General features: G+C 56.8%; 14 protein-coding genes. 7 read left to right on the top strand and 7 right to left on the bottom strand.

The features are described 5' to 3' along the window. The first annotated feature begins 119 nt into the window (after positions 1–119). Positions 120–1178, top strand: a complete 1059-nt coding sequence (ygfZ, locus tag PVT68_RS18360; protein ID WP_280320524.1) for a CAF17-like 4Fe-4S cluster assembly/insertion protein YgfZ — start codon at positions 120–122, stop codon at positions 1176–1178. A gap of 51 nt (positions 1179–1229) precedes the next feature. Here ygfZ and ung read toward each other — a convergent pair whose 3' ends face one another. From ung to PVT68_RS18335, 5 genes are all read right to left on the bottom strand, one after another. Then, positions 1230–1952, bottom strand: a complete 723-nt coding sequence (gene ung / locus PVT68_RS18355; protein WP_280320523.1) for a uracil-DNA glycosylase — start codon at positions 1950–1952, stop codon at positions 1230–1232. Positions 1953–1969: 17 nt separating this feature from the next. Next, positions 1970–2554: a uracil-DNA glycosylase family protein gene (locus tag PVT68_RS18350; RefSeq protein WP_280320522.1), complete on the bottom strand. Its 585-nt coding sequence runs from the start codon at positions 2552–2554 to the stop codon at positions 1970–1972. 16 nt (positions 2555–2570) lie between these two features. Continuing rightward, positions 2571–3560 (bottom strand): hypothetical protein, encoded by a 990-nt coding sequence (locus PVT68_RS18345; RefSeq protein ID WP_280320521.1) that lies wholly within the window; start codon positions 3558–3560, stop codon positions 2571–2573. Positions 3561–3587: 27 nt separating this feature from the next. Then, complete coding sequence (locus PVT68_RS18340; RefSeq protein ID WP_280320520.1) at positions 3588–4070, bottom strand: YajQ family cyclic di-GMP-binding protein; 483 nt, start codon at positions 4068–4070, stop codon at positions 3588–3590. Positions 4071–4156: 86 nt separating this feature from the next. Beyond that, positions 4157–4693, bottom strand: coding sequence for a YaeQ family protein (locus tag PVT68_RS18335; protein WP_280320519.1), 537 nt, complete (start codon positions 4691–4693; stop codon positions 4157–4159). A 96-nt stretch (positions 4694–4789) separates the two neighbouring features. Between PVT68_RS18335 and PVT68_RS18330 the strand changes: the two genes are divergently transcribed. Genes PVT68_RS18330 through PVT68_RS18315 form a run of 4 tightly spaced genes read left to right on the top strand, consistent with a single transcriptional unit; the run spans position 4790 to position 7738 of the window. Further along, positions 4790–5419 (top strand): LemA family protein, encoded by a 630-nt coding sequence (locus tag PVT68_RS18330; protein ID WP_280320518.1) that lies wholly within the window; start codon positions 4790–4792, stop codon positions 5417–5419. A 21-nt stretch (positions 5420–5440) separates the two neighbouring features. After that, positions 5441–6196: a TPM domain-containing protein gene (locus tag PVT68_RS18325; RefSeq protein ID WP_280320517.1), complete on the top strand. Its 756-nt coding sequence runs from the start codon at positions 5441–5443 to the stop codon at positions 6194–6196. Between the two features lie 33 nt (positions 6197–6229). Then, entirely contained in the window at positions 6230–6838 is a 609-nt protein-coding gene (locus tag PVT68_RS18320) for a TPM domain-containing protein (RefSeq protein ID WP_280320516.1), read from the top strand. Positions 6839–6871: 33 nt separating this feature from the next. Then, the gene (locus PVT68_RS18315; RefSeq protein ID WP_280320515.1) at positions 6872–7738 is read left to right on the top strand and encodes a PDZ domain-containing protein; all 867 of its coding nucleotides are present in this window, start codon (positions 6872–6874) and stop codon (positions 7736–7738) included. Between the two features lie 79 nt (positions 7739–7817). Here the strand turns inward: PVT68_RS18315 and lysS are convergent, their stop codons facing one another. Then, positions 7818–9311, bottom strand: a complete 1494-nt coding sequence (gene lysS / locus PVT68_RS18310) for a lysine--tRNA ligase (protein WP_280320514.1) — start codon at positions 9309–9311, stop codon at positions 7818–7820. Positions 9312–9361: 50 nt separating this feature from the next. Then, positions 9362–10457, bottom strand: a protein-coding gene (gene prfB, locus PVT68_RS18305; RefSeq protein ID WP_280320513.1) for a peptide chain release factor 2 whose coding sequence is annotated in 2 segments (ribosomal slippage) — positions 9362–10384 and positions 10386–10457 — 1095 coding nt in all. Because the reading frame shifts where the segments join, the coding sequence is not laid out codon by codon here. 249 nt (positions 10458–10706) lie between these two features. Between prfB and PVT68_RS18300 the strand changes: the two genes are divergently transcribed. Further along, positions 10707–11900: a pectinesterase family protein gene (locus tag PVT68_RS18300; RefSeq protein WP_280320512.1), complete on the top strand. Its 1194-nt coding sequence runs from the start codon at positions 10707–10709 to the stop codon at positions 11898–11900. 244 nt (positions 11901–12144) lie between these two features. Further along, positions 12145–13320: an efflux RND transporter periplasmic adaptor subunit gene (locus PVT68_RS18295; protein WP_280320511.1), complete on the top strand. Its 1176-nt coding sequence runs from the start codon at positions 12145–12147 to the stop codon at positions 13318–13320. Positions 13321–13339: the final 19 nt, after the last annotated feature.

The following is a 13339-nucleotide window of genomic DNA, read 5'->3' as shown; positions in this document are numbered from 1 at the left end:
ACTTCTCTCTCAAACCCCAATTGCGAATTGCGCGCAGTATAGCGGTAGTTGAAATCCCGCCGCAAAACCCCAGATACTGCTCCTCACACAAAACAGCAGTCAACGGTGGCGGACTCAGCATGGATCAACAGCAGTGGCAGGAATTTCTCAGTGGCCAGGGCGCCCAGTGGCACGATGGCGCTGCCGAATTCAGTAACGGCACAACCGCCTCCAGCGAACTGCAATTGATCGATCTCAGTCCAATGGGGGCGGTTTCGGTCGTCGGCCCCGATAGCCAGAAGTTCCTGCAAGGACAACTGAGCTGCGATCTCGTCAAGCTCCCAGACGCCCACTGGACTCCCGGCAGCCACTGCAACCCCAAGGGGCGCATGATCAGCGCTTTTCACACCCTGAAAATAGACCAGGGCGAATTCGTGCTGTTTATGCCCCGCGACCTTGTCGCGATGGCACTCGCGGCGCTGAAAAAATACGCGGTTTTTTTCAAGACTGAACTGACCGATATAAGTGACAGTCACCATTGGTTCAGCCTCAGTGGCCGCGATGCCCACAGCGCCGCGAGCCAGCTATTGTCGCTATCCCACAGTCGCGATACCGATCTGACACCGGGGCAATTGCGCGACTTTGATCACAACGGACAGCGGGCGCTGGCCGCGTGCCTGGGAGAACGCAATGTCATTATCCAAGTGCCACTGGAGCAGGCCGCGGACTTGTGGCAAAAGCTTTGTGGCACGCCACTCTCAAAGGGTAGCTACAGTCACTGGCAACACCAGCTGATTGCCGTAGGCCTCCCCCAGCTGCACGCTGCCACCAGCGAAATGTTTATTCCACAGATGACAAACCTGCACTTACTGAACGGAGTGAGCTTCAAGAAAGGTTGTTATACCGGGCAGGAGGTAGTGGCGCGGATGCAGTATCTGGGAGCAGCAAAGCGACGTATGTACCGCGCGCGTATCGACGGCGGCGACCTACCCCAGCCCGGCGATGAAATATTCACCCCGGATGGCGGCTCCAGTATCGGCAATATCGTACAGGCGGGAGTTGCGGGCGATGAGATCGAATTACTGGCGGTACTGACCAAAAGCAAGGTCGCCGATGGCGAGAGCCTGCAACTACAGGACGGCCGTGTGTTGGAATTGCTCGAGCTACCCTACGACGCGGATGCCGATCCGCTGGCCTGATTTGCACTGGGTGCTCTCGTAGGAGCCTGCCTTCAGGCTCCTGCAAAGCCGTCAGATTTCTACGGCTACACGACGCAACGTATCCGCGGAAGGAAGAGCCCAATCAATCGGTTTCTCGCCGCGCTGCTGAAGATAGGTATTCGCCTGCGAAAATGGTCGTGTGCCGAAAAAACCCCGGTGCGCCGACAGCGGTGACGGGTGCGGCCCGCGGAGCACCAGGTGCTTGCGGCGATCGATAAAACTTCCCTTCTTCTGCGCATAACTGCCCCACAGCACAAACACCAGCCCCTCGCGCTGCTCTGCCAGTGCGTGTACCGCCGCATCAGTGAACTGCTCCCAACCGCGCCCCTGATGCGCACCAGCCTTACTCTCTTCCACCGTAAGTGTCGCGTTCAGCAGCAAGACGCCCTGCTCCGCCCAGGGTTGCAGGCAACCGTGGTTGGGCGGCGCAATACCAAGGTCGGAGTGCAGCTCCTTGTAAATATTCTGTAGCGACGGCGGAATCCGCACGCCGGGCATAACAGAAAAGCACAAGCCATGGGCCTGGCCCGCACCGTGATAGGGATCCTGCCCGAGAATCACCACTTTTACCTGGTCGAAGGGCGTGGAATTGAAGGCATTGAAGATCTGACCGCCCGGTGGAAAGATTGTCTTACCCGCCTGCTTTTCCTGCTGCAGAAACTGCCGCAATTCAGCCATGTAGTGTTTATTGAATTCCGGCTCCAGCACCGAAAGCCAGCTGGGGTGGATTTTTACTTTATCGGAAGGCTGCATCGTCTTTTGTATGGGATCTATAAAATTTTACGCACCTGCTCCCTGAGTGCAGGGACCACCGCGTGCTCAAACCAGGGGCGCTGCTTCAGCCAAAGGGTATTTCTGGGGCTGGGGTGCGGTAGCGGAAACAGGTTGTGTGTCAGTGCATCGGCGTAGTGACGCACGTTTTCCGTAATGCTGCCATACCAGTGGGGCAGATAATAGCGCTGGGCGTACTGGCCAACCAGCAGAGTGAGCTGAATGTTGGGCAGTTCCGCCAGCAGACGCCCATGCCAGGTGGCCGCGCATTCCGGACGCGGTGGCAAGTCCCCCCCCTGGCCTCGCCCGGGATAACAGAACCCCATGGGTACGATGGCAATACGGGACTCATCGTAGAAGGCTTCCCGATCCATCTGCAGCCACTCCCGCAGACGGTCACCGGAAGGATCATTCCAGGGTATACCGGTTTCGTGCACCCGCGTACCGGGTGCCTGTCCCACGATCAATAACTTTGCTGTGCGTGCCGCACTCAGTACCGGGCGCGGCCCCAACGGCAAGTGGGGCTCACACAAGCGGCAGGCCCGCACATCGGTGAGCAGAATATCAAGTTTTGTTTTTGCCAAATACAATACCTGCCCGCTATCGGTTTTCGCTGCCGATTTCGGGAAATGCCAGATGCATTAAGAGGCCCCTGGCATCACCAGGGGCCGCGAGCCGGTCCACACCATTATTGTCCAGCACCACGTAGATACCCGACGCATCGACAGCCAGCCCTTCTCCCTTGCCGTATATGGTTTCACGATAAATGTTTTCAGCGGCCTCTTCGATGTGCCGGTAATCGATACACCACTGCGCCACCAGAGTCTCAATGGAGCGGCGACATACCGCAAATGCATTGCGCTCAAGAGTAAACAGAGCCCCGTCGTAATAGGCCAGCCCGGTAAGGTCTTCAGAGCGACCGTGAAAATCGAGCCCTGTCACTGGTGGCAACTGGAAAAACTCCCGGCCCTCTTCATCTTCCGGCTTGAGCTTTAGCAGCCCACGAGGATTTCGCTCCAATGCCACCCAGAAATCCGCACCGGCCTTGACCAGTCCTTCACTTTCCCCATTGAAGAATTGCAGGTAACCGTGCGCGCGCGCGGATTCTGACCAGCGCTGGGGCGACCAGCGGCCGGCACCACTCTCGATTTGCACTATGCGGTTATGTCGCTCACTGAGCAGATACACCCCACCCGCATCGCAGGTAATTCCCTCGAAATCCATACTGAGTGGAGTGCTGGCTATATGCAGCGCCCTGGCCTTGACACTGACTGGCTGATCATCCGGAAGTGAAGGCCGGGTGAAACTCCCTTTCACCTCAAGTTGCACCGACCCGGTGCCCGCTATTGGCGAAAATGCATAAAATTGCTCTGAAGACTTGTCGGCAACCGCAACTAAAACACCATCACAGAAACTCAACCCGGAAATATCCAGGTTTTCACTGCCATCGATCCACCACTGATCAACCAGTGTCGCCGCAACGATAGGAACGCCTTCCTCTTTGCCAATTCCATTTTCTGCCCCAACACTACTGGCACTACTGCACAGCACCACCGTAGTGAAGATAAAACGCCGCAATAACTTATCCAAAGAGTCCCTCCGTTGGCGTAAACAGCCTCAATCGCGAAAGTTGTTGAACTGCAAGGGCTGTTCCAATTCCTTCCCGCGTAACATAGCAATAACCTGTTGCAGATCGTCACGCTTCTTGCCGGTAACCCGAACCGCATCACCCTGTATCGCCGCCTGCACCTTCAGTTTTTCATCCTTGATGATCTTAACAATCTTTCGTGACAGGTCTTTGTCGAGTCCATTTTTCAGATTTACCGCGACCTTTACCTGCTTGCCGGACTGTTCCTGTTCTCCCACGTCCATTGCAAGCGGGTCGATACTGCACTTGATCAGCGCTGCACGCAGCATGTCCACCATCTGGTCCACCTGCATATCGGAGTCGGCACGCAGGGTGAGGGTAAACTCCGAGCGTTCCACCTCTGCGTCAACGCCCTTAAAATCATAACGGGTGGTAATTGTCCTGTTTACCTGGTCGACGGCATTCGTCAGTTGGTGTTTATCCACTTCAGATACGATATCGAAAGACGGCATGGTTCTGCTCCGTTGTTGTAGCAATCGTGTTGTATCAAATGTTGCATCAATTGTTGTATCAGCGCGCGAGCGCCCGCCGATAAAGATTATTTCCAGCGCTCGGGCACCATTTCCACAGTCTGTTGCGGGCCGGCAATCCAGAGATGACCATCCTGAATGGTGACACTGAAGTCCATATTGCGCTCGGCCATGGAGGCCAGCTCTGCGCAGCGCTCGGACGGCAGAAAGTACACCTGGAGATTCTCGTAACGGCTACTTGCCGGCTGTAGCTTCTGCCACCACACCGGAGCCGTACGCTGACCATAGGCATAGACGATTACCTGTTGCGAGCGACCGCAGGCCTTGCGAACCCGGTCCTCCGCGGGAACCCCCACCTCAATCCAGGTCTCCACCTCGCCGCTCAGACTGTGCTGCCACAGATCCGCCTCATCATCACTGGACAGCCCCCGGGTAAACTCCATCTGTTCACTGGCGTTGTGGGCGAAGGCCAGCAGGCGAATCATCATCCGCTCATCGGTTTCCGACGGATGCCGGGCCAGCGTCAGCAGATGCTCGCCATAGTAATTGCGGTCCATATCGGCAATTTGCAGCCGGGCTTTGAAAATTGTCGCTTTTAACGCCATTCGTACTCTCTGGAACGTGTCCCCGGGGAAACTTGCGCGAAACCACGGGATTGAAGACTATTATTGTCTGGTTCGTAACCCACATGGATGAAAGGAATGAACGCAGCACTCACAGGCAAAAAGAATTTCACTCACCGCCGTTTCTGGCAGACTCTGCTGCTCGCGCTGATGGTTTTCGGTCTGAGCGGATGCGGCATCAACAACATCCCCACCTACGACGAAAACGTCAAGGCCACCTGGGCCCAGGTACAGAACCAGTACCAGCGCCGTGCCGACCTGATTCCCAACCTGGTCAAAACCGTAAAGGCCTATGCGGCCCACGAACAGGAAACCCTGGAAGCGGTCACCGAAGCCCGCGCCAAGGTAAATTCCATGCAGGTCGACCCGAATATCATTAACGACCCCGCCAAATTGCAGCAATTCGAAGCCGCGCAGGCGCAACTCAGCAGCGCCCTCTCGCGCCTGATGGTGGTGGTGGAACGCTATCCGGATCTCAAGGCCAACCAGAACTTCCTCGCCCTGCAATCGCAACTGGAGGGTACCGAGAATCGCATCAGTGTGGCCCGGCGGGATTATATCGCCGCGGTTGAGCGCTACAACCGCGAGATTCGCACCTTTCCCGGGCGCATCTGGCACAACATCCTGTACAGCGACATGCCCATCCGCGATACCTTTGAGGCCACCTCGGAAGGCGCTGAAAAGGCCCCGGAAGTCGATTTCCAGTAATTCGGGCCGCGGGGAACTTCCATGACGATCCGCCGGATCGCCTTTTTTCTTCTTCTCCTGCCCATTTTGCTGTGGGCGGAGCCCCCTCTGGCGGATATCCAGTTCCCGGCTCTCAGTGGGCGCGTTGTGGACAATGCCGGCCTGCTCAGCCAGAGCACGCGCTACCGTCTTACAGAAATGCTGCAACAACATGAAAAAGAATCCAGCAACCAGATCGTCGTGGTAACCCTCCCCGACTTGCAAGGGCTCACCATCGAAGAATACGGCTACCAGCTTGGGCGTCACTGGAAGATCGGCCAGAAAGGCAAAGACAACGGTATCCTGCTGATCATCGCGCCCAACGAGCGCCAGGTGCGTATCGAAGTGGGATACGGCCTGGAAGGCGCCATGACCGATGCCCTGTCCGCCAACATCATCCACACCAAGATTCTGCCGTATTTCAGAAGTGGCGACTTTGACGGGGGCGTGATCTCTGGAGTCGAATCCATCATCGCGGTCATCAAGAATGAATACGTGCCTGAACCCACCGAAAGTAATGAGAACCGCCAGCTCGCGCTCCTGGTCGGCATCTTCCTGCTGTTTGTCATGTTGCAGATTTTCGGCTCGTCGGTGCTCGGCGCGCCCCGTGGCAGCAGCAATTACCGGCGTGGTCGCTACGGCGGTTACTACGGTGGTGGTGGCTTTGGAGGCGGTTTCGGTGGCGGCGGAGGATTTGGCGGCGGCTTTGGTGGTGGCGGTGGCGGTTTCGGCGGCGGCGGCGCGTCCGGTGGCTGGTAGCGCCACCCCCAAGCGACACACAGGGAATACAAAATGCTGAACGCCAGTGAAAAACGCACCCTTTCCGAAACCATCAAGGACGTGGAATCCCGTACCGACGCCGAGGTGGTGACAGTTCTCGCCCGCGAGTCCGACAACTACCTTTACATTTCCACTCTTTGGGCGGCATTTCTGTCCCTGCTGCTCGCCCCCCTAATGCAGTTTCTGCCGTGGTGGCTCGAATATCAGCAGGCATTCACCCTGCAGTGGATCCTGTTTATCCTGCTCGCAGTCCTGTTCCGCTGGCGCCCTTTGACCATGTTGCTGGTACCCAAACGGGTGAAATTCTGGCGAGCCGCCAATCTTGCCCGCCGACAGTTTCTGGAAAACGAATTGCACAGCACCAAAGACCGCCTTGGCCTGCTGATCTTTGTCTCGGTGGCCGAACATTACGTGGAAATCCTCGCTGATCGCGGCCTCGCGGAACACATCACCAACGAGAACTGGCAGGAAATCGTAGAAAACTTTATCCGCGAAGTGAAAAAGGGCAAAACCAATGAGGCTTTTGTCCACTGTGTGCAGAAATGCGGCGAGCTACTTGAAGAGGCCGCGCCCGCCACCGTGATCAAGGACGAGCTGCCGAACCACCTGGTACTTCTATAATTTGCGATTACCGGCAAAGTCGAAAGGCACCCCATGAACCTGTACAAACACGCCCTCCCTGTCGCCGCACTGTCCCTTGTTCTGGCGGTGGCAGCGGTTGCACACTGGAGCAACACGGAAACCAGGACAGCCGGTCAATCATTGTTTGCGTCGGAATCCAACCCCGCGGCCACCGACCTCACCACTAGGGTAAAAACCCTCGAGCAAACCCTCAGCGAAACCCTGAAAATTCAACATCAGCTACTGGAGCTGGTAAATGAATTAAGCCGCCGCCTGGAGCCAGATCCTGAACACGGGGAAATCCGCAACGCAGCGCTGGATATGGCCGGGGAGCGAAACGAGATCGACCGCCATCGATCCCGCACGCAGGCAACGTCCCAGCATGAAAACCGCTTCACACGTATGCGGGAAAACCAGATCCGTCAGCTTACCGACGCGGGCTTCAGCCCCGAGCGTGCCGCCGCCATCATCGACCAGCAGGAACGCATCCAACACGAGCAAATGCAATTCACTTATGAATACCACCACCTGGAAGACAAACAGTCGGACAGGGGTAAGGCCCTACAGGAAAAAATTCACACCTACAGCAACCCTCAGCGGGTATTTGAACAGGAACTGAGCCAGGAAGAATTCGACCTGTACCTGAAAGCCTTTGGCGGCCGCACAGAAATGGAAATCGGCGATTTACTGGAATCGACCCCTGCCTATGAGGCGGGACTGCGTCCCGGCGACAAGATTATCCGCTACAACAACCAGCGGGTATTCCATATGGGCGACCTGCGCTCCCAGGTGTATCAGGTAGCGCCGGGCACCTCGGTACCAGTAGAAATCCAGCGCCGCGGCAGTTCAGGATCGGAAACCATCTACCTGCCAGCCGGTCCTCTCGGGATTCGCGGCTAGGGCGCGACTAAAGTAGTAAGACGCAAACAAAAAAGGCGATGGCCGCTAAGCCATCGCCTTTTCATTTTTTCCGGGAAATTTATTCCGCAGACACTTCAGGACGCATATGCGGGAACAACAACACGTCGCGAATCGACGGTGAATTGGTCAACAGCATCACCAGGCGATCAATGCCGATACCTTCACCAGCGGTGGGCGGCAAGCCATACTCCAGCGCGCGGATATAGTCGGCATCGTAGTGCATGGCTTCATCATCACCCGCATCCTTTTCCGCCACCTGCGCTTTGAAGCGCTCGGCCTGATCTTCCGCGTCGTTCAACTCGGAGAAGCCATTAGCGATCTCGCGACCACCGACAAAGAACTCAAAGCGGTCGGTAACGAACGGATTGTCGTCGTTGCGGCGCGCCAGCGGTGACACTTCGGTTGGATACTCGGTAATGAAGGTCGGCTGATCGAGACGGTGCTCAACCGTTTTCTCGAAAATTTCGATCTGTACTTTGCCCAGGCCCCAGATATCTTTCAGAGGGATTTCCAGGTTTTCAGCAACGGCACGTGCACCTTCCAGAGTATCAATATCCGACGCTTTCAGTTCCGGGTTGTACTTCAGGATGGAGTCAAACACGCTGATACGATCGAACGGCTTGGCGAAATCGTAGCTGCTGTCCTGGTACTGAACGGTAGTGCTGCCCAGAACATCGGTGCAGATACCGCGAATCATATTCTCGGTAAGATCCATCAGATCGTTGTAGTCCGCGTACGCCTGGTAAAACTCGAGCATAGTGAACTCGGGATTGTGGCGGGTGGACAGGCCTTCGTTGCGGAAGTTGCGGTTGATTTCGTACACACGCTCAAAACCGCCCACCACCAGACGCTTCAGATAGAGTTCCGGCGCAATACGCAGGTACATGTCGATATCGAGTGCATTGTGGTGAGTAATGAACGGACGCGCGGTTGCGCCGCCAGGAATCACCTGCAGCATGGGCGTTTCCACTTCCATGAACTGGTTGTTATTCAGGAAGCTGCGAATGTAGCTGATCACTTCAGAGCGGATGCGGAAAACATCGCGGGATTCCGGAGTGGCGATCAGGTCGACATAGCGCTGACGGTAGCGCATTTCCTGGTCAGCAATGCCGTGAAATTTTTCCGGCAGCGGACGCAGGGCTTTGGTGAGCAGGCTGTACTCTTCGCAATTGACATAGAGGTCGCCTTTACCGGATTTGTGCAGAGCACCTTTAACACCGACGATGTCGCCAATGTCCCAGGTTCCCCAGCGCTCTTTGATGTCTTTCTGGGCAACCTTGTCGGCGTACAACTGGATACGTCCGGAAACGTCCTGGATGACCAGGAAGGGGCCGCGCTTGGCAAGAATACGGCCGGCAACGCAGGCACTGTTTCCTTCAGTTTCCAACTCTTCCTTGGTTTTTTCACCAAACTCTTTTTGCAGGTCGGCGGCGAGCTGCTCGCGGCGGAAGCTGTTCGGGAAGGCGTTACCCTTCTCGCGCATAGCGCTGAGTTTGGCACGGCGCTCGGCGATCAGTTTGTTTTCGTCTTGCTGAGTTGGTGTGTTGCTCATGATCTATCACATGTCATTTAAAGTGAATTTCAGACGTCGTCACGTCGGAATTACAGGCCCGCCTTCAGGCTCGCCTCAATAAACTGATCCAGGTCCCCATCCAGCACTGCCTGGCAGTTGCTGGTCTGAACGCTGGTACGCAGGTCTTTGATGCGCTGGTCGTCCAGTACGTAGGAGCGGATCTGGCTGCCCCAGCCGATGTCGGACTTGCTTTCTTCCAGCGCCTGCTTTTCCGCATTGCGCTTCTGCATTTCCTGTTCGTAGAGTCGTGCCCGCAGCATTTTCCACGCTTTATCGCGGTTCTGGTGCTGGGAGCGTTCGCTCTGGCACGCCACCACGATGCCGGTGGCGAGGTGGGTCAGGCGCACCGCAGAGTCGGTCTTGTTGACGTGCTGGCCACCGGCGCCCGATGCGCGGTAGGTGTCTTCACGCACCTGGGACTTGTCCACCTCGATCTCGATGTTGTCGTCGATCTCCGGAGAGACAAACACCGAGGTGAACGACGTGTGCCGGCGATTACCCGAGTCAAACGGGGACTTCCGCACCAGGCGGTGTACGCCGGTTTCGGTGCGCAGCCAGCCGTAGGCGTACTCGCCCTGGAAGTGGATGGTGGCACTTTTGATGCCGGCAACATCCCCTGCAGAAGCTTCTTCCAGGGTGGTTTTGAAGCCGTGGGCTTCACCCCAGCGCAGATACATGCGCAGCAGCATTTCGGCCCAGTCCTGAGCTTCGGTACCACCGGAGCCAGCCTGGATGTCCAGATAAGCGTTATTGGGGTCGGTTTCACCGGAAAACATGCGGCGGAATTCGAGAGTTTCCAGCTGTTGCTGCAAACCTTCCAGCTCGGCGGAGACGTCGGCTACGGAGTCTTCGTCCCCCTCTTCCACCGCCATATCCAGCAGATCGCGGCAGTCGTTGATGCCACTGTCGAGGTCTTCGATGGTTTTAACTACGGCTTCGAGGGAGGAGCGTTCGCGACCCAGATCCTGGGCGCGGTCGGGGTCGTCCCAGACACTGGGTTCAGCCAGTTCCAGTTCGACTTCGGTCAGGCGTTCTTTCTTGCCAGCGTAGTCAAAGATACCCCCTGAGAACGTCGGTGCGTTCTGCGAGGTCTTTCATCTGGTTGAGAAGCGGATTGATTTCCATAGAGCTGTCGGCTTCTGTCGGTTAAAGCGGGCGCGCATTCTACCTCAGGCAGTCCCGCAAAATAAGGGGCGCGAGGCTTAAGTGGGCAGATTTGAATGTACTTTGAGTAGCTTTTGAGTAGCTGGGGGAATGGCTGGAGATAGTCCCTGCGCGGTTGAGCGCTCCGCGGGGCTGGCGCTAGAATGGCCTGACCAATAGTCCGACCCAAACAAGACGCGACCTGACCAATAATTAGACGGAGCAGTACACATGGCGATAATCCCCGCAATACGTACCCTGGGAGTGAGGTTTAGCGATTCGCCCCAGCACTCTTTTTCCAGCCTTGCGCAAAAAACTGGCCTGTGGCTGCTGGCACTGCTTGTAATCACATCCTGCGCCCAGAACGGTGACCAGCGAGATTATGACGCGGTAGTCGGTATCGCTTCCGCCAAAACCGGTAATGCCCCTATATACCCCACCATCGCTGCGGCACTGGCAGCGGCGCCGGAAGCAAGCGCCACGCCCTACGTGATTTATCTGCCCGAGGGCACTTACCGGGAAAAGCTGCTGGTCAGCAAACCCAATATTCACCTGATCGGCGCCGGGCGCGACAGCACCATCATTAGTTACGGGGATTATGCGGGAATGCCAGCGGTGGACGCTGAGCCGGGCTCCGAGGCCAAAATGGGCACCTTCGATACCGCAACCCTGACGGTAGAAGCGACTGATTTCCGCGCGGAAAACCTTACCATCGAAAACAGTTTTGACTTCCTCGCTACTGACGCGCTACCCAAGGACCACACCGACAAGATCAATGGCACCCAGGCAGTGGCGCTGGAAACCGGTCTCAGCAGCGACCGGACCGCGTTCCGCAATGTGCGCCTTCTGGGTTACCAGGACACCCTGTTCGTACAGGCCGGCCGCAGCTATTTTGTCGACAGTGTGGTCGAAGGCAATGTGGACTTTATTTTCGGTGCGGGTCAGGCGTTGTTTGAAAACAGCGATATCGTTACCCGCCCCCGCGGCACCGCACGGGAGACCGTCGGTTACGTCACCGCGCCCAGCACTGATATCGGCAACGAGTTCGGGCTGGTGTTTCTCAACTGCCGCCTGTTGAAAGCTGAGGGCGTGCCCACCAATTCGACCCCGTTGGGCCGCCCCTGGCACCCCACCACCGATTTCCCCGATGGCCGCTATGCGGATCCCGACGCGATTGGCGCGGCGGTGTATATCCGATCCTTTATGGACGACCACATTACCCGCGACGGCTGGGATTCCATGCGCGGCACCAGTCGCGATGGCACCAAGTCCACCGTATTCACGCCAGAAGAGTCACGCTTCTTTGAATTCGAAAATCACGGCCCCGGCGCCATAGTCAATAACAAGCGCCGGCAGCTCACCGAACATCAGGCGGCAATCTATACCCGTGAACGGATTCTCGCCGGCTGGAATCCGGATATTTAACCGATTGGTCCAGGCGTCGGTATCGGGATTGCTGGCGTCTTGATAATCCCAGGTAAAAAAATATTCCTTCCACTGCATCCATACCCCCTGCTCACCAAGTCTTTTCATCAGTTGGCACAGTCGTTCGCCGCTGATTCAGCTCAACCCGGCTTTTACCAACAGCTAAACCTCTGGATATCGTGATTCAATAAATCCGCTCCAGAGGTCCCCCGGCGTAAACCTGAAATCTGAAAAGATTGGACATATGAACAATAAAATCCTGAAAGCCGTCGCACCACTACTTGTACTGGCATTAGGCATAGGCATCGTGCAATGGATGTCCGCCACCAAACCCGCCCCTGAAAAAAAAGAACAGGAGCAACGCCCGGTTTCCCTCATGTATTCTGAGGCCCGAAAGGAATTGGTGAATCTCGGTATTACGACCCAGGGCGAAGTGCGAGCGCACACCCAGATCGACCTCACGCCACAGATTTCCGGACGCATTGTCGCTATCGCCGAACGCTTTGCCGAGGGCGCGGGATTTGAAGCAGGAGAAACCCTGATCGAGCTGGACGACGCTGATTACAAGCTTCAAGTCGCACAGGCCGAAGCCCGCGTCGCACAGGCGGAAGTCCTGCTGCTGCAAGCCGAGGCCGCGGCTACCATCAAGCGCCAGCAGTGGCTCGATCTCAACCCAAACAAAACCCCCACCCCACTGCAAGTCAATAAACCACAGGTAATGGAGGCCCAGGCCAACCTGCGTGCAGCACAGGCAGAGCTCGCCGACGCGGAGCTGAACCTTTCCCGCACCAAGATTCGCCTGCCCTATCGCGGCCGCGTCGTCAGTCGTAACGTAGGTGTCGGCCAGTATGTCACTACCGGCACATCCCTGGGCCGGGTTTTCGCCACAGACCGAGTAGAAGTACGCCTGCCGCTGACAGACAGCCAGTTGCTGGAATTGGATCTGCCAATGGGCTTTGTCGCCAGTAACAAACACCCGGGCCCTGCCGTCACTCTTACCGCCCTCGTCGGCACCCAGACACAAGACTGGCAGGGCAAAATCGTACGCACTCAGGCTACCGTCGATCAACAGACCCGCCTGATTTATGCCGTAGTGGAAGTAGAAGACCCGTATGGCGCTGGCGCAAGTAACGGCGTGCCCCTGGCTGTGGGGCTTTTTGTCACCGCTGAAGTGGAGTCCACTGAGCAGCGGCAGGCGATCGTGGTGCCTCGCGAAGCCTTGCGCAGCGCTGACAAGGTGTATGTGGTGGATGCAAACAACCAACTGAATATCCGTACCGTGGAGGTGCTCTCCACGTCTGAGCATCGCGCAATGCTCGCCTCTGGTGTTGCCGATGGTGAACGTGTAGTGATTTCCACCCTGACCAACCCAGTTGAAGGTATGGACGTTCAGCCCATTACCCATCTGGCCCGCCGGTAAGCAACAGCAAGTTAAGGAA

Source organism: Microbulbifer bruguierae (genome assembly GCF_029869925.1).
Taxonomy (GTDB): Bacteria; Pseudomonadota; Gammaproteobacteria; order Pseudomonadales; family Cellvibrionaceae; genus Microbulbifer; species Microbulbifer bruguierae.
This window is presented reverse-complemented; position numbering and strand designations above follow the sequence as displayed.